Origin of the sequence: Promicromonospora sp. NPDC090134, from assembly GCF_044746965.1 — a bacterium.
Taxonomy (GTDB): Bacteria; Actinomycetota; Actinomycetes; order Actinomycetales; family Cellulomonadaceae; genus Promicromonospora.
This window is the reverse complement of sequence record NZ_JBIVCZ010000001.1, coordinates 1,019,506-1,037,048: the sequence shown is the minus strand read 5'-3', so window position 1 is coordinate 1,037,048 and position 17,543 is coordinate 1,019,506. Positions and strand designations below refer to the sequence as shown.

9 protein-coding genes are annotated in these 17,543 nt (G+C 72.5%); all 9 read right to left on the bottom strand.

All coding sequences use genetic code 11. The features are described 5' to 3' along the window. The 9 genes from ACIPN7_RS04435 to ACIPN7_RS04395 all read right to left on the bottom strand — a co-directional run bounded on the left by ACIPN7_RS04435 (window position 1) and on the right by ACIPN7_RS04395 (window position 17,518). Window positions 1-699 (bottom strand): hypothetical protein, encoded by a 699-nt coding sequence (locus ACIPN7_RS04435; RefSeq protein WP_400538368.1) that lies wholly within the window; start codon window positions 697-699, stop codon window positions 1-3. A 48-nt stretch (window positions 700-747) separates the two neighbouring features. Further along, complete coding sequence (locus ACIPN7_RS04430; RefSeq protein ID WP_400538365.1) at window positions 748-2,373, bottom strand: protein kinase; 1,626 nt, start codon at window positions 2,371-2,373, stop codon at window positions 748-750. Window positions 2,374-2,419: 46 nt separating this feature from the next. Continuing rightward, on the bottom strand, window positions 2,420-4,066 hold the full coding sequence (locus ACIPN7_RS04425) for an FHA domain-containing protein (protein WP_400538363.1): 1,647 nt from the start codon (window positions 4,064-4,066) through the stop codon (window positions 2,420-2,422). A gap of 1 nt (window position 4,067) precedes the next feature. Continuing rightward, the gene (locus ACIPN7_RS04420; RefSeq protein WP_400538360.1) at window positions 4,068-4,907 is read right to left on the bottom strand and encodes a PP2C family protein-serine/threonine phosphatase; all 840 of its coding nucleotides are present in this window, start codon (window positions 4,905-4,907) and stop codon (window positions 4,068-4,070) included. Continuing rightward, window positions 4,904-6,613, bottom strand: coding sequence for an RDD family protein (locus tag ACIPN7_RS04415; RefSeq protein WP_400538358.1), 1,710 nt, complete (start codon window positions 6,611-6,613; stop codon window positions 4,904-4,906). The genes ACIPN7_RS04420 and ACIPN7_RS04415 overlap by 4 nt, the downstream gene beginning before the upstream one ends. Next, the gene (locus ACIPN7_RS04410; protein WP_400538356.1) at window positions 6,610-9,072 is read right to left on the bottom strand and encodes a DUF3488 and transglutaminase-like domain-containing protein; all 2,463 of its coding nucleotides are present in this window, start codon (window positions 9,070-9,072) and stop codon (window positions 6,610-6,612) included. Before ACIPN7_RS04410 ends, ACIPN7_RS04415 begins: the two co-directional genes overlap by 4 nt. Continuing rightward, window positions 9,069-10,412 (bottom strand): DUF58 domain-containing protein, encoded by a 1,344-nt coding sequence (locus ACIPN7_RS04405; protein WP_400538354.1) that lies wholly within the window; start codon window positions 10,410-10,412, stop codon window positions 9,069-9,071. The genes ACIPN7_RS04410 and ACIPN7_RS04405 overlap by 4 nt, the downstream gene beginning before the upstream one ends. After that, window positions 10,409-11,383 (bottom strand): AAA family ATPase, encoded by a 975-nt coding sequence (locus ACIPN7_RS04400; RefSeq protein ID WP_377235383.1) that lies wholly within the window; start codon window positions 11,381-11,383, stop codon window positions 10,409-10,411. The genes ACIPN7_RS04405 and ACIPN7_RS04400 overlap by 4 nt, the downstream gene beginning before the upstream one ends. A 105-nt stretch (window positions 11,384-11,488) precedes the next feature. Then, on the bottom strand, window positions 11,489-17,518 hold the full coding sequence (locus ACIPN7_RS04395) for an Ig-like domain-containing protein (RefSeq protein ID WP_400538351.1): 6,030 nt from the start codon (window positions 17,516-17,518) through the stop codon (window positions 11,489-11,491). Window positions 17,519-17,543: the final 25 nt, after the last annotated feature.

Here is a 17,543-nt window from a genome sequence, read left to right as displayed (position 1 = left end):
TCAGGCGTCGTCCTTCAGGTCGAGAAGTGGAAGGTCTGCGGGGGTCACCAGACGGGAGGCGACGGCGTACTCGACGAGCCGCGCGCGCCGGTTGGTGGCGAGCAGCCCGGGGCCGCCGCGAAGGCCCTTCACGCCGATCCGGTCGAGCTTCTCGCAGACGTTGTCGAGCTTGCGGTTGAACCGGGTGGTGGCCCAGCCCAGGCGGCGTGCCGCGTCCGCGGAGGACGGGATCTCGCTCAGGCCGGTGCCCTCGCGGCGCAGCATGGGCTCGGCGAGCACCACGATGAGCTGCTTCTGGCTGGTGGTGAAGCTGATGGCGCCGATGGTGGTGGCGCCGGTGTCGGGGTCCTCGGAGCGCACCTCGTGGTACGGGGCGTCCGTGAGCTGGGCGGTGAGCTCGTACGTGGTCGGACCGGCCGTGAAGACGATGGAGGTGGTGGGGAAGACGACGGGCAGGCGGTGCCCGGGCGGGAGCCACGACTGCACTCCGCCGCCCGCGTCGCACACCGTCGCGGAGATCAGGGAGCCCACGTTCGAGAGCCACCAGATCCCGTCCTCCTGCGTCAGCCGCAGGAAGCGTCGGTGCAGGTACGGGTTGTCGTCGATCGCGAGGTCGCCCTCGCGGCCCACGTCGAACCCGTCCTCCGCCTGCGCAGGATCGAACCACTCACCGCAGAATTCGAGCGCGAGATCACCCACGTCGTTCCCTCTTCTCCCCCTGTCAGCCGGCCGATCGACCGGAATCGGTCAGTCCAGCTCGACGCACGCCTGCTCCGGCTGCACCGATGCCTTGCCGGAACGGACCACGACGACCTCGAGACAGGTCCTCTCGCCCTCGAGCCGGGTCACAGTCACGGTGGTGCCGACGGAGGGCTCGTAGCGATTCTCCTCAGTGGCCGACAGCACACGGTACCCGTACTCGTCGCCCTCCTCCTGGGATTTAGGCGGCTTCCAGGTGAAGACGGCCTCGTTGCCCTGCGCCTTGCCCTCCAGCTCGCGGACCGGGGGCACGTAGCCGCTGGCGGGCTCGGGCGGCGGGGCGCCCTCCACCGCCACGGTCTGCTCCGTCTCGGGCTCCCCGGCGCCGGGCTTCAGCGCGATCCAGCCCACGACGAGGACGGCCACCAGCACCACGGCACCGGCGATCAGCGCCACGGTCCCCCACGGCGACGACTTCTCCGGCTCGGCCTCCTGCGGCAGGTCCGCGGGCGCCTCGGGCCCCCGCGTCCGGTGCACCGTCTCCTCGACCGGCGGGGCCTCCCAGCCGACCGAGGCCACCGGCACGTCGAGGGCGGGCACGGTCGTGCGCGCCCCCGTGGCGGTCCCCGCCTGGGGCGCCCAGCCGGACGTGCCCTGCGTGGCCGGCGCGAAGCTGCCCGACGACGTCGCCGGGCTGCCACCGGACGCCGGCCCGGGAACGGGCCGCTGACCCGGGTCGATGGCCGTGACGTTCTTCAGCCGCGTACCGTCGTCGTCCTCTTCCTCCTCCGCGACCGCACCGGTCTCGTCGAGGAGGTCGATCGGGGTCATGTCGCGCGCCAGGCCCACCTGGACCTGCTGCAGCGCGCGGGCGAACGCCAGCACCGACGGGTACCGCGACGAGGGGTGCTTGGCCATCGCGATGCGGAGCACCTGCTCCAGCGACGGCGGCACGTCGTTGCGCCCGATCGGCGGCAGCGGCGCCTGCTCGATCCGCGCGACCAGGTCGGCCGACGTGTTGGAGCCGCCCGGTACCTCGAACGGGGTACGCCCGGCCAGCAGCGTGTAGCAGGTGGCGGCCAGGGCCCAGACGTCCGTCGTCTTGCCCGCCACGGGCGGGTCGCCGAACGACTCCGGCGGGGACCACGGGATGGACATGCCCTCTGCCGCGGAGGCCTGGTCGACCGTCGACGAGATGCCGAAGTCGGTGAGCGCGGGGTGCCCGAACTGCGTCACCAGGATGTTGGCGGGCTTCAGGTCGCGGTGCAGGATGCCGAGCCGGTGGGCGGTCTCCACCGCGCCGGCGATCTGGATCGTGGTGCGGAGCGCCTCGGCAAGCGAGAAACGCTCCGACCGGTACCGCGCGCCCAGGTTGGGGCGCGAGCAGTACTCCATGGCCAGGTACGGGCGGCCGTCGTCGGCGACGCTCGCCTCGTACATCGTCACGATCGAGGGGTGGTTGCCCAGGACCGCCATCAGGTCGGCCTCGGAGTCGAACGCCACCCGCTGGGCGTCGCTCGCGTGCTCCTTGAGGAGCACCTTGACGGCGACCAGCCGCTTGGGTCGCTGCTGCTCGTACAGGAACACGTCCGAGAAACCGCCCGAGCCGATCAGCTTCTTGTACTCGAACCCGGCGATCTGGGGCGGCGCGGAAGGCGCACGCTTGCTGCTCACAACACTCCTTCTTCGATGGTGGAGGGGTACTCGTCCGTCGAGGCCCTCACCAGATGCCCTCGAACGTCAGGGTCGCCCCGTCGCCCAGGTCCACGACGTCGCCCTCGACCACGATCACCTTCTCGTTCGGGTGCAGCCGCCGGGGCTGCTGCCCCGGGCGCAGGAGGGTCGTCCCGTTGGTGGTCGCGAGGTCCGCGACCAGCACGTGCCACTCCTCGAGGGTGATCTCGACGTGCGACCGCGAGATGTCCTGGTCCGGGCTCGCCACGGTGACCAGGCGCGGCGTGCGGTCCGCCGACGCGTTGTTGGTGCGCGGACGCCGGCCCACGACGACCGGGCGGTCCAGCTCGACCACCTGCGGGCCCCCGATGCCGGGCTGCACGCCGCCCGTGACGAGCATCTGCCCGAGGGACGGGCGCGGCACCTGCTCCGCGTCGCCGCCGAGCTCGGCGCCGCAGGTGCGGCAGCGGTCGTTCGTGGGCGGGTTGGGGTGCCCGTCCGGGCACAGCAGGCCCAGGATCTGCGGGCCGCCCGGCAGGATGCCCGCCGAGAACTTGGGCACGACGGCGCCGGCTGCCTTGCGGAGCGCGGCGATGTCGGAGGACATCATGGTCTGGCCGTCGTGGTCGTCCAGGGGCGCGGGGTCGGCCGGGGAGTCCCCCACCGAGGCCGCCCGCTGCGCGGCACCCGGGGTCACGCCCGGCGGCGGCTCTGACGGGCTCAGCGTGCTCGGCGGGGTCCAGCCCCCCGGCACCCCGGAGATCAGGGCGTCGCCGGCCGGCTCCGGCTGCTGCGGCGGTTCCGGCACCGGCGGGGACGACACCACGGGCGGCGGGGCGGGCACCGGCTCCGCCGCCGCCTCCTCCTCGGCCTCGTCGTCCTCGCCCTGCCGCACCGCGGCGTCCTCGACCCGGCGCATCACGGTGTCGCCGAAGAGGTGGCCGTAGTCGTCGTCGGCACCGAACTGCGTGGCCTCGTCGACCTCGGTGCGCGGCGCCTCCGGGGCGGCCACGGTGCCCAGGCCGAGCAGCGGGGCGGGCTCAGGCGTCGCGTCGGGCCTGCCGTCGGGCTCCGCGCCGAGCGTGGGCACGTCGAGCGCGCCGGGCACGATCGTCTCGCCGGACGGCTGGCCGCCGCCGAGCCCGAAGATCGGCACGCCGCGCACGGGCGCGGGAGCCGGCCCGGCGTTCGCCGCCGGGACCTCGACCGGGACCGCCGGGACGTCGGGCGCCGGGGCGACCTCGACCAGCGTGCGCCGCAGGGCGCTCGCCCGGACCACCGCGGCCTGCACCGGGTACTCCTCGTCGGCGGGCGCCTCGTCGGTGGTGACGGCGAACGACGTCGGGCCGTCCACCACCCGCTCCGACCAGGTGACGACGCCGGCCCCGGTCACCTCGACCGGACCACCGGCACCCTCGGCGCTCACCACGACCTTGACGCCGGTCCCGCGGACGGCGACGTGCGCCGCCGTGGCCGGCTCGCCGCCGGAGAGCGAGACCACGGCGAACGGCGGCGTCTCCGCGAGGCCGCCCGCGGCCAGCACACCGAGGGTCGCCGCGACCCCGCCGTCGGGTGCGTCGAGCGCGGTCCAGAGCGCGTCGACGACGCCGGCGGGAGCAGGGCCGGGCAGCACGACGACCGTGCCGTTCCGGACCACCGCCCGTGCGGATCCCTCGCTGTAGTGCACCGTCATCTCAGACCCCCTGGCTTCTTGCTGCGTGCTCTTCTCGCGGCAGGGTGTCCTCGTCAGGCTCCGCCCCCGCCCGTGGTGCTGTCGACGACCCTATGGTCTGGTCGTCCACCCCGGTCACGTCGACCACGACCACGGTGATGTTGTCCCGGCCGCCGGCCTGGATCGCAGCGTTGACCAGGTGCCCGGCGGCGCGCTCCGGGTCGGGCTGCTCCAGCAGGATCGTGGTGATCTGCGCGTCGGTCAGCTCCCCCGTGAGGCCGTCCGAGCAGATCAGCACCCGGTCGTGGAGCGTCACCGGGATGTACCGGAAGTCGGCCCGGACGTCCTGCTGGGCTCCGAGGGCGCGCGTGATGACGTTCCGCCGGGGGTGCCTGCGGGCCTCGTCCATGGTGATCGTGCCCGCGTCCACGAGCTCCTGCACCTCGGAGTGGTCGACGCTCACCTGCGACAGCACACCGCCTGACAGCATGTACGTGCGCGAGTCGCCGACGTTCACGAAGAGCCAGTACGGCACGTCCTCGCGCTCGTCGACCAGGACCCCCGTGAGCGTCGTGCCCGGCGCGTTGCCCGATTCCGTCTCGATGGCCCGGACCCGCTGCTGTGCCACGTCGAGGAAAGCCTCGACCAGGGCCGGCTCCACCCGCTCGACGTCGGCCAGACCGCTGAGCGCGGCCAGCGCCTCGGAGCTCGCCACCTCGCCCGCCTCGTGCCCGCCCATGCCGTCGGCCACGAAGAACACCCGGCCGGTGGCCAGGTACCCGTCCTCGTTGAGAGACCGACGACGACCCTGGTGCGATGCCGCACCCCAGATCGTCGTCAGCCCCTGCTCCTGTTCGGTCATGCCCGGGACTCGGCGGGGTGCACGACCAGACGACGGTCCCCGACGTGGATGGTCGAGCCCACCGGCACACGGACCCGCGCGCCCGGCTCCGCGACCTGGGGCGAGCGGCCCGGCGCCGAGACCACGGTGCCGTTGGTGGACCCACGGTCGGTCAGCCACAGCCCCGCGGAGTCGACGCCGAGCTCGGCGTGGTTCTTGGACACCGACCGGGTCGGGTCGTCGACGCGCACGAGGATGTACCCCGCGCCCCCGCTCGCCTGCGGGTTGCGGCCCACCAGGGCGGGCCCGTCGATGACCCGGCGCTCACCGGACTCGAGCTCGAGGGCCACGGTCACGACCGCGGCCGGCTCCAGGACGGGGGCCTGCATCCGAGTGGAGTCCGAGAACCCGTCGGACTGCGGCGGCAGGGTCGGCTGCGACACCGGGGCGGGCTGGGCCGCGGCCGCGCCGTCCTGCGGGAGGGTCACCCTGCGGGTCGGGCGGGACTCCGGGTGCTGCTGCGGCGGCAGCGTGGCCGGAGCCTGCTGCGCCGGGGGCGCCGCCTGCTCCGGCCAGGTCCGCGCCGGCCAGGCCGACTCGGGCTGCTGCTGCACGGGCTGCTGGACCGGCTGCTGCTGCTCGGCGGGCTGCTGGTAGTGCTGCTGCGCAGGCTGCTGCACCGGCTGCTGCTGGGCGGGCGGCGCCCCGGCCCCGCTGCCGGGGATGCCCGTGATGAGGCCGTCGCCGGCCGGAGCCGGTGCGCCCTGGGCAGGTGCCTGCGGGAACGACCACGGGTCCGGGGCCGCCACGGACGGCTGGGCCGGGGCCTGCGGGGCCGCGGGAGACAGCGGGGGCAGCTGCGCGGAGGCGTACTGGCCCGGTGCCGGGGCTGCCGGCGCCGCCGTCCGCATCGCGGGCCGGCCCGGGGCGCGGGGCCCCGGACCCACCGGGGCGAGCCCGGTGGTCAGCGCGATCTGCGGGGCGCGGACGTCGACCACGACCGACCGCGCGGCCTTGTCCTGCCAGCCCTGCACCTTGTCGCCCTTGTCCCACAAGGGGCTGAGCAGCACCACGATCTGGCCGAAGCCCGCCACCAGGGAACCCGCCGCGAGCACGAGCACACGCAGCAGCTCGCGGACGAACCCGATCGGGCTGCGGTCCTCGGCGGAGAGCGTGCGCAGGCCCATCGCCGAGTTGCCGATGGTGCGTCCGGTCCGGGACTCCCAGATCCACATGGAGAGCTGGAAGCAGAAACCGACCAGGCCCGCGATGAGGTAGACCCGCACCGCCTGGGCGGCGATCTCGGCCGCCTGTTCCTGCGACACCACCGTCAGCGCCGGGGGGATGTCGATGAACGAGAGGCCGATGGCTGCCGCGATGCCGATCAGCACACCGGCGATCACACCGTCGATGAGCCAGGCGACGAAGCGCTTGCCGACGCCCGCGTAGGGCGCGACCAGCGGCGGCGGCACGGTGCCGGCCGTGGGGATCTGCGTCGCCGTGTACACCTCGACCTCGGTGGTGATCGGCGGCCGGCTCTCCACCAGCGGCACCGAACCCGAGCCGTGGCGCGCGGCGGCGGCCGCCTGCTGCACCTGCCCCTGCGGCACCTGGGCCTGCTCCACGACGGGCCGTCCCGTCCGCGGGAACTCCCGTCCGCACGCGGCGCAGAAGGGTGCGCCCGCCCGCTGGGTCGACCCGCAGCCAGCGCAGACCACGTCCGTCATCGGTTCTCCTTCGTCCGCCGGGACCCGAGTCCCCCGAGGGCCGCGAGGATCCCGCGACCACCGCCCACACGCGCCCAGACGGAGCGCAGCGACAACGCCGCGCCGACCCTCCGTCGCGTGCTCAGGTTGGAGCGTAGCCCGCCCACCAGCTCGTCCACCTCGGCCCAGAAGGACTCGACGTCCGCCTGGGTGGGCTCACCGCGGCCGAAGACCGAGGCGTCCGCGCGGTGCGCGAGCGTGAGCGTCGACGGGACCTGGTGCGCACCGGCGATCACGCCGGCACTCTCCCGGCGTGTCGCGCCGCGGGGCACGCTCGTCCCGATGTCGGTCACGACGTCGACGACCTCGTGCCAGCCACCGCTGATGCGGTCGGCGGGCAGGTCGGCGGTGCGCCGGGCCGTCCGGCGCCGGGCCTTGTAGGCGAGGATCGCGATGATCGGTCCGGCGATCACCAGGAGCGGGATGCCGACCGCGAGCAGGATGAGTCCGAGCAGGCCCCAGTCGAACGGGTCGTTCTCGGTGTCGTCCTTCTCGTCGTCCTCGACGCTGCCGGCCTTCGCCTTGTCCGGCTCGTCCGGCGGCTCCGGGTCCTGCAGCACCGGGGGCTTCGGCACCTGCTCGCTCTTGGGCTCGGGCTGGATCTGCGGGTTCTCGTCCGGGACCGTGTCGATCGGCACCCAGCCGTACTCCTTGAAGGGCACCTCGACCCAGGCGTGGACGTCACTGCCGAGCACGGTCCAGGGCTTGCCCTCCTCGAAGTCGCTGTCCTTGTCGGGGTAGAAGCCCATGACCACGCGGGCCGGGATGCCCGCCTGGCGCGCCATGAGGGCGAGCGCGACGGCGAACTGCTCGTCGTCACCCACCATCTCCTCCTGCTCGATCAGCGTGTCGACGCGGTCGGCGGAGTGACCGGGCCGCGACGGCGGCTGGCCGTCGAGCCCGCTGGACAGGAAGCCGGAGTTCTGGAGCGCGTCGCGGAGCAGGAAGAGCTTCTCCACGGGGTCGGTCTTGTCGCCCGTGAACTGCGCCGTCTTGCCGGGCAGGCCCGCGGGCAGCGCGCTCGGCTCGGTCTCGGGCATGTCCGCGTCGCGGATCTCGCCCTTCTTCAGGGCGTCCTCGTCCGGCGTCGCGGGCAGCAGCATGTTCAGCCGGTACGTGTCGCCCGACGTGATGCCGGCGGTGGTGAGCGCGGTGCTGGTCGTCGAGTTGTAGTACGTGCCGTCCGTCTGGGCCTCGGCGTTCGCGCCGAGCCACTCCACGCCGGTGAGGTTGCCGATCTCGGGGACCCAGACGCCGTTGTACCCCGCGACCGTGACCTCGATCGGCGTCGGCGTGTCGTCGGAGGCCGTCGCGATCTCCTCGCCGACCCGCGTGTAGACGCCGGTCTCGCCGCCGTCGCCGGCTGCGTCGAAGACCACGCCGTCGTACTCGTCGAGGGTCGCGAGGCGGACGCGGGCGCCCTCGGGCAGCTCGCTGACGGTGAACAGCTCGTCCTCGCGGGCGTCCTTGGCGTAGTGCCGGAACGCCACGAGCGGGCTGGTGAACTGGTGGATGTCGAAGGGCGGGACGACCGTCTCGCGGAGCACCGTTCGCGGCTGCTCCGGCATGAGGATCGGGGCGGTGAAGCCCGCGACCAGCGCCGCGGCGCCCAGGATGGTGGCGCCCGTGCGCACCCGGTGCCAGCGCAGCCGGCGCGTGGCCTCGCGGCTGGCCTCCGTGGTGATCGAGTGCGTGCCGACGCGCGCCTCCATCACGCGCACCGCGCCCCAGAGGAGGGCGGTGATGGCGATCACGAGGCCCTGCACGATCGGCATGGCGGCGTCGACCGTGCCCAGCAGGATCACGCCGACCAGGCCGACGATGACCGGCACGACGGCCCAGACCGCGTGCCTGGCGCGCCAGGCGATGGTGCCCGCGACGAGCGCGACGACCAGCATGAGCAGGAACGGGACCACCCCGAGGTCGGGGAACGACCGCATGGGGGGCACGGTGGTGATGAACTGCTTCCAGCCCTGCACGGAGCCGAGCATCAGCTCGCGCAGCGTGTCCAGGGTCGGCACCACGCCGGCGATTGTCGTGTGCGGCAGGGCCAGCGCTCCGCCGAACAGCACGTAGGCCAGCACGGCCAGCGCCGTCACCACGACGGCGGGGAAGCGCCGCCAGGCGCCCACCCAGGCCACGGCCAGGCCCACGAGGGCACCGCCGGCCGTGGGCAGCAGGTAGCCGAGCGAGCCCCAGACCGGGCCGAAGCCCACGGCGACGGCGCCGAGCATCACGGCCAGCGCGGCGAGGTCGACCAGGGCGAACCTGGTCAGCGCGCGCGGCTGCTCCGCCTCCTTGCGTCGGGTGGTGCCCCGGCCGGTGCCGGTCCGGTACCCGGGTCCGGTGCCGTAGGCCGGCTGGCTGCCCTGCGCGTGCGCGCCCGCCGGGAGGTTGCCGCGGGTGTTCTCGTCGCTCATCCGTCGCTCATCTTCTTCAGCGCAAGGGGCAGGTCACCGAGGCGGCCCAGGGTGAGCACGCCGAGCTCCGCGATGGAGTGCCGGCCGAGGGAGGCCCCCGGCACGCACTGGATGGCCATGACCTGCACGCCCACGGGCACGCGGGCCGACGCCGCACGCAGCTCGGTGGGCGTGACCATGCTGCCGACGATGAACGAGATCACCGAGAAGTCGGCGGCGGCCATGCTCGCCGCGCGGGCGAGGTCCACCAGCTTGGACTTGCGGGACACCATCTCGATCCGGGAGAGGTCGTCCATCAGGCGGGTGCGGTGGTCACCGTGCAGCGTGGCCTCGTTGACGAGCACCGTCACACCGCGGTCCTCCTTGATGGCCTGCAGGCCCAGGGAGCCGCACACGCTCACGGCGAGCTCGAACTCCTCCTCGTTCGCATAGTCCTCGGCACGCGTGGACAGCAGCACCGCGAGGTGCGAGCGCCGGGTCTCCTCGAACTGCCGCACCATGACCTGGCCGGTGCGGGCCGTCGACTTCCAGTGGATGTGCCGGCGGTCGTCGCCGGGCACGTAGTCGCGCAGGGCATGGAAGTTCACGTCCGAGTTGGTGATGTCGTTGGTGACCCGGCCCTCGAGGTCCTTGAGGAAGCCCGTGGAGGAGCCCGTGAGGTTCTTGACGCGCGGGTGCACGAAGACCTCCTGCTCGTTGGTCCACGTCATCTCGCGGCGCAGCAGGCCCAGGGGGTCGGCGCGCACGGACTTGACCGGACCGACCGTGATCACGCTGCGGCGCCGGGTCGGGATCGTGAAGATCTCCTCGTGCGTGCCGCCGCCCTTCAGCCGCGGCACGGGGAACGCCGCCGTGCCCGTGCCGACCGGCAGCTCCATCACCGACGGCAGCAGCGGGCGGCTCGACGAGTTGCGGACGTCGAGGCGCCCGACGGCGCGGTCGCCGACGGTCACGCGAGCCTGCGCCAGGTCGAGCACGACGTCGTACTTGAACCGGCCGAGCACGAACACGATGGCGCACAGCAGCGTCACCGTGAGCACGATCGCGGCCACCAGCAGCTCGAGCCAGCCGAGCGTCAGCCCGGCGATCCAGGCACCGGCCGCCACCAGCGTCACCGCGATGCCGAACGTGCTGAACGTCCGGCGGACCGGCGCGAGCGCACGACCGAGCGCCCCCGCCCGCGTCCGGGCGGCGGCGGCGAAGGTCACCCAGCCGCGACGGCCGCGCTGCGCCTGCGCGCGACCGGCCGCGACGACGCCGGCAAGACCGGTCGGCTTGTCCTGGCGCTTGCCGTAGGCAGGTCCGGCCGCGCTGCCCGCCGAGATGCCCGAGGTCGTCATGCCGAGGCCCGCTCCTGCGGCGCGGCGACGTCGGCCATGATCCGGGCCAGCACGACGTCGGGGCGGGCGCCCGCGAACTCGGCCTCCGGGTCCAGCACGAAGCGGTGGCCCCAGACCGGCTGGGCCAGCTCCTTGATGTCGTCGGGCAGCACGTAGTTGCGGCCGTGCGCGGCGGCCCACACCTTGGCGCAGCGCACCAGGGCGAGCGCGCCACGGACCGAGACGCCGACGCGCACCTCGTGGGCGTTGCGGGTCTCCTCGGCGAGGCGCGACACGTACTCCAGCACCGCGGTGTCGGTGTGCACCGTCGCGGCGAGGTCGGCCATCTCGGTGACGGCCTTGGTCGTGATGATGGGCTGCAGCACCTGGCTGCGGTCCTTCAGCGCGGCGCCCGACAGGATCTCCACCGTGGAGGCGTGGTCCGGGTAGCCCACCGACGTCTTCATGAGGAAGCGGTCGAGCTGGGCCTCGGGCAGGCGGTAGGTACCGGCCTGCTCGATAGGGTTCTGGGTGGCGAGCACCATGAACGGGCGGCCGGTGGTGTGCGCGACGCCGTCGACGGTGACGCGGCCCTCCTCCATGACCTCCAGGAGCGCGGACTGGGTCTTCGGCGAGGCACGGTTGATCTCGTCCGCCAGCACGATCGACGCGAAGATCGGGCCCGGGTGGAAGTCGAACTTCCCGGTCTTCTGGTCGTAGATCGTCACGCCGGTGACGTCCGACGGGAGCAGGTCCGGCGTGAACTGGATGCGGTTGTGCGAGCCCTGGACCGACGCCGCGATGGAGCGCGCGAGCATGGTCTTGCCCGTGCCCGGGGCGTCCTCCAGCAACAGGTGGCCCTCAGCGAGCATGCACGTGAGCGCGAGGCGCACGACCGGCGCCTTGCCCAGGACCGCCTGCCCGACGTTGCCGACGAGCCGGTCGAAGGTCTGGGCGAACCAGGCCGCCTGCTCGGGGGTCATCGTGGTCATCTCGTGTTTCCCTACTGCTCGTTACTGCTCGTCCGTCGGGTGAAAAGTTGTGTCGATCATGGCGTGCCCGGCCGCCGCGTGCGCGGCGGCCGGGCAGGGTCGGTTCTACCAGTTCCTGGCCTCGTAGAGGGTGCCGTCGATCCGGACGGCCACCTGCGTCCCCGGGTACCCGTAGAAGCAGCCGAGCTGGCGGCTGCTGGTGGCCGACCCGAAGTTGATGGTGTAGGCGCGGTCGGGCGTCAGGATGTTGTGCCAGCCGGACTCGTCCGGGTTGGTGCCGGAGTAGCACTCGACGCTGTGGTTACCGGTCGGGAAGTCCTGCCAGTTGACGACCATGTAGGCGCACGAGGGGTCGCCGCACTCGTCGTTGTCGACGCCCGAGCCCTTCGTCACCCACGCCTGCGGGTTCGGCCGGGGGTCCGACGTGCCGGTGTCGCAGGCACTGTTGGTCTGCCCCTCCGAGTCGGTCACCGTGACGCACGCCTCCTTGGAGTCGCTGTAGCCGGCGGAGGCCGTCTGGGAGCCGCTCTTGGCCGTGCTGCTGATCGCACCGGTCACGCGGACCGTGGTGGGGCGCCCGTTCTGCCCGGTCGCGTCCCAGGTGAACGTGACCTTCTGGTCCCCGCCGTTCGCGGAGATGGTCGGCTTCGGCACCGGGCCGAAGGGGATCACCCCGTTGGACGCCGCCGACCAGTCACCACAGACGTACTGGTTGCACGCCCGCACCTGGAACGTGTACGTGGTCCCGTTGTTCAGGCCCCCGTACCGGTACGACGTCGCGTCGCCCGCGCTCGGGTTGCCCTGGCCGTTGGCCGAGACCTCGTACCGGTGCGCCGGACCGCGGAAGTTGGAGCTCGGGATCGCGTTCCAGCTCACGGTCGCGCTTCCGTCGCCCGGGTTGCTCGCGGTCACGCCCGCCGGGACGGTCGGGATGCCGTACGCCGGCTCCGCGGCGGACTGCGCGCTGACCGGGGACTTGCCCGCCTTGTTCTCGGCCTGGACCGTGAACGTGTAGGAGGACTCCGGGTTCAGGTCCTGGACGGCCTGCGAGGTACCGGACGTCGTGAGCGTCTTGACCTTGTTCCCGTCCTGGTAGACGTCGAGGTAGTACTTCTTCACCGCGTCACCGTTGTTGGCCGGGGCCGTCCACGACACGTCGATCTGGCCGCCCACAGCGGTGTTCGTCCGCTGCGCGGTGGGCGCGGCCGGCTGCGCCGGGGGCGCGGCCGGGGTCTCCGGAGCCGACGGCTCGGACCACTCCGACGGGTCCGGCGCCTGGTTCTTGGCCTGCACCCGGACCGTGTACGCCGTGCCGTTGTTCAGACCGGTCCACGTGGTGGTGGTGCCGGGCTGGCAGGTCTTCTGCGTCACGCCGTCGGCGGGGGCCGGGCTGATCTCCAGGTTGACGCACTCGATCGGCGAGCGGTCCGTGTAGGCCTTGTTCTTCCACTTCACGATCAGGCTCTGGTCACCGAACTCGAGCGTCGGGGGCTCGGGCTGGTCCGGCTTCTCGTCCGGACGGGCCTCGCGCGACGCCGGGGACGGCTCGGACTCGCCCACGTCGTTGGTCGCGGTCACCGTGAACGTGTACTTCACGTTGTTCGCGAGCCCGTCGAACGTGCAGGTGGTCGTGGCACAGGCGTGCTCCTGACCGTTCTGCGTGCGCAGCGTGTAGCCGGTGATGTCCGCGCCGTTGTTGTTGGGCTGGTCCCAGCTCAGCACGACCGTCTCGGAGCGCACCTCCTCGACCCGCGGAGCGCGGGGCGCCTCGGGCCGGCCCAGCACGGTCAGCTTGGCGATGCCGTCGACCTCGCGGTCGGGGTCGCCGGTCGCGTCCTGCACGCGGTAGCGCACGGTCATGACGCCCGTGAAGTCCTCGTCCGGCGTCACCACGAGCTGGTTGCCGCGGTACTCGGTGGTGCCGATGCCCGTCTCGACCGTGGGCACGCCCGACAGCGTCAGCTCCTTGTCCGGGAACGGGTTGGTGTCGTTGTCCAGCACCGGGATCGTGGTCGCCTCGCCCTGGTGGGCGTCGAGCACCACGTCCTGCGTGGTCTGGACGAGCGGCCGGGTCGAGGCCACGACCTCGACGGTCAGCACGGCCTCGACGGCCGGGTTCTTGCCGTCGGACACCGTCATCGCGAGCTCCTGCGCGGTGCCCTTCGACACCGACGGGTCGACCTGCGCCGAGACCGTGTTACCGGAGACCGACGGCGAGATGCCCTCGACACCCTTGACGTCAAAGGTCAGCGGGTCCTTGTCCGGGTCCTTGACGTACCGCGACAGGTCGACCGAGCTCTCCTCGCCGGCCGCGACCTGCAGCACGGGCCGGCCCGTGATCTTGGGCGGCATGTTCTTGGACGGGGTCACGTCGATCGGCAGCGTCAGCACCGCCGTCAGACCCTCGGGGTCGTCCGGCCCGTCGCCGTCGGTCACCTCGAAGCTGACCGACGCCGCGCCCGCGAAGTCCTCGGCGGAGGTGTAGACGAGCGTGTCCGCGTCGTCGACCTCGACCTTGCCCTCCAGCGCCTTGACCGTCTTCTCCTCGGTGATCCGCGGCTTCGTCCCGTCGCGCACCACCACGTACTCCGCGATGTCGATCGTCAGCGGCTCGCCGCTGGTCGCCTTGAGCGGCTCCAGGCCCGGCTTGACGTGCGGCCGCGCCTGGTCGCCCGGCACCCGCACGAACGCCTTGGCCTCCAGGCCGTCCATGTCGGTCACGGTGTAGGTGATCACCTGGGCGCTCTCGGTGAGCTGCACCTCCAGCGAGCCCTCCTCGGTGAGCTGCACGCCCTCCAGGTCCGGGTCGACCGTCAGCTCGAGGTCGGCGGCCACGCCGTCCGGGTCCACGTCGTTCGCCTTGACGTCCACGGTCACCGACGAGGAGCCCTCGACGTCGTCCGCGGTCACCACGTCGTCGTGGGCGATCGGCCGCAGCAACGGCGCGTTCTTGTCCACGTTCACCGTGACGGCGCCGCTGGCGCGGGCCCGGAAGCTGTCCTGGATGCCGTAGTAGAAGGAGTAGGAACCCTCCTCGTCCGGCGCGGTGACCACCACGTCGTCCTCGACGACCTTGGGGTCCATGTCCTCGGTGCCCTCGAACGCGCTCTCCACGAGGCCGATCTCGTCGCCGTCGGGGTCTGTGTCGTTCTCCAGCGCCCGCACGGCCACCGTGCGGCCCGGCCGCACCGTCGTCTCGTCGTCGGTGGCCTGCGGCGGCTGGTTGGTGGCGGGCGGCGGGGTGACGCCCACGCGCACCAGGCCCTCGCCCACCGCGCCGCGGGTGTCCGTCACCTGGTAGGTGAAGGTGTCCAGGCCGGTGCTGTCCTCGGCCGCGGTGTAGTCGATGAACCCGTCCACGATCGTGGCGGTGCCCTGCGACGGCGCCGCGGAGATCGAGCTCAGGGTGACGTAGTCGCCGTCGGGGTCGGTGCCGTCCAGGTTCAGCGGGATCCGGGTGGTCCCGCCGGCCAGCACGCGCGCCGTGATGTCCGGGAGCTGCGGGGCCGCGTTCTCCGGGTCGTCCTTGACGACGATGGTCACCTGGGCGGAGTCCTTCTGCCCGTTGGAGTCCTTCACCTCGTAGACGGCGTGGTACGTCCCGGCCTCCTGGCCGGCCCGGAACCGCACCGTGTCCTCCGAGACGAACGCCTCGCCCGCCGCGGCCGGCGGCGACTCCTGCAGCTCGTCGGTCAGCGTCAGCTCCAGGCCGTCCGGGTGCGTGTCGTTCTTCAGCACCGGGATGGTCACCACGTCGCCCACGTGCACGGTCGCCTCGTCCGGACCCGCCTCCGGCGGACGCAGCTGCGCCGGCGCCGGGATCGGCACCACGCGCACCTGGCCCGTCGTGGTCCCCGAGCCGTTCGCGACGGTGTACGTGACCGTCACCGGCCCGTCCAGGCGCTTGACCTCCGAGACCTTCAGGATCTGGTGGTTGAGCACCGCGACCTTGACCGGGGCGTCGTCCGGGACGGAGACGCCCTGCACCACGAGCACGCCGCCCGCGGGGTCGGTGTCGTTGGCGAGCACGTCCACCAGCGCCGAGCCGCCGGTCGGCAGCAGCACCTGGTCGGAGACCGCGACGGGCGGGCCCGCCTCGTCCGGCGGGTCCACGACGTCCACGCGCACCAGGCCCATGGTCGGCTCGGGGCCGTCGGTGATCTGGTAGGTCACGTCGTACGAGCCGGGCGAGTCGCTCGCGACGCGGAAGGTGCCGGCGCCGTAGTTCGGCGTGATCGTCAGGCCCGGCTTGTCGGCGACCGCCGTCAGGCGCAGCTTGTCGCCGTTGGGGTCGAAGTCGTTGGCCATCGGTCGCACCGTCGCGGGCTCGCCGGTCAGCACGGTCACGTGGTCCTGCACCGCGACCGGCGGCACGTTGGTGGCGATGACGTCGACCAGCAGCCGGCCCTGGAAGGGCAGCCCGAAGGCGTCGGAGACCGTGATGTCCACGATCTTGCGCCCGGTGGTCGTGCCGCCGTCGCGGAACTCGATGGTGCCGTCCGGGCGGAACCGCACCTCGTCCAGGGGGTCGGCCGTGCTGGCGTTCGACAGGAACATGTCGTCGCCGTCCGGGTCCTTGAAGTACGGCAGCACCTTGATGGTCGCCATGCCGTCCTGACCCACCCGCAGCACGGGCTCGCCCGACTGGATCGGCGCGTTGTTCTCCTCCAGCGGCACCACCTTGACGTCCACGGACGCCTCGTCGACGCCGCCCTCGCGGCCGTCGTTCACCTCGTACGTGAAGCTGGTGGTCCCGGTCGCGTCCGCCGGCACGTTCGCCTGGAGGGCCGCGCCGTCGAGCACCCGGTCGACGCCGACCGCGCCGTCGACCTCGCCCTTGAGCTTCACGACCATCACGTCGCCGTCCGGGTCCACGTCGTTGCCGAGCACGTTGAGCACCGTGGTGCGGCCCGGCCGCACGCCGAACGAGTCGTCCTTTGCGACCGGCGGGCGGTTGGCCTTGTTGCGCTCGGCCACGAACTGGTCGACCTGCTCCGGCGTGGTCTGCTCCGACTCGGTCTTCTCGCCCTCGGCGTCCTCGGGCATCTTGAGGTCCCAGTCGTCGACCTTCTCGAACTGGTCGGCGGCCATCCACAGCGAGCCGTTCGCGACGTCGTTCAGGACGATGATGTTGCGGTTCACGCGGTAGACGAGGCTGATGCCGGCGTTCACGCCCTCGAGCACCTGGTCGACGTCGTTGTCCGTGCCCTCGCAGTCCCGGATGACCTGACCCGAGTTCCAGGCGCCGTAGACGCACCCGCTGAGCTGCACGGGGGCCGACGGCCCGCCCTGCGCCGTGCGCGTGGTCGCGTCGCCGCCCCCGAGCGGCTGGGAGACCAGGCCCTTCGTGGTGGCCAGCACCACGTTGTCCGCCTCGGCGGACGGCTGCTGCAGCATGCCCTGGGAGCCGTCCTCGATCTCGACCGAGTCGCCCCCGGGCAGGATCAGGTTGCCCGTGGACTGGTTCAGCACCACGGGCTGGTCGCCGACCGCCGAGACCTGGATCTTGGCGTCGGCGCTCAGCGCGAGCGAGGACTCCTCGGGGTCCTGGGCGACGCCCTGGGAGCTGGTCGGGATCGTGTAGAGCTTGCCGTCGGCCGGCACGGCCAGGAACACGGTGCCGTCCTTGGCCACCGCGAGCGTGCCGCCCTGGCCGGCCTTGACCGTGGGCTTGAGCTTCTTCTCGTCGAACGCGACCGCCCCGTCGAAGGGCAGGACCCAGGCTTTGCCGGACTCGTCGTCGTACACCGCGGTGGTGGCGCCGCCCGCGGCGACCTGCGCTCCGGCAGGGAACTTCATGGTGCCGCGCAGGGTGAGCTGCGCCGGCTCGACGGGGCTCGCGGACGAGTCGCCCGAGCTGTCCAGGAGCACGCGCTGGGCGTCCTGCTCCACGTCGAAGCTCGCGGAGTTGGCGAGCAGCGTGCCGTCGAGGGCCTTGGCCTCGTAGTTGAACCGGCCGAGCTTGCCCGAGGCGGTCTGGGTCACCCACACGCCCGAGTCGTTGAGCTCGACGTCGGCCGTCGCCTCACCGTCGTAGAGGAGCGCGAAGCCCAGGAGCCCCGCGCCGAAGAGGGTCACCACACCGACCGATGCTGCCGATCTGCGGTTCTCGTACACGCGTGAGACAAAGCTCATGCGTCCTCCTCTTTCCTCACGCCAC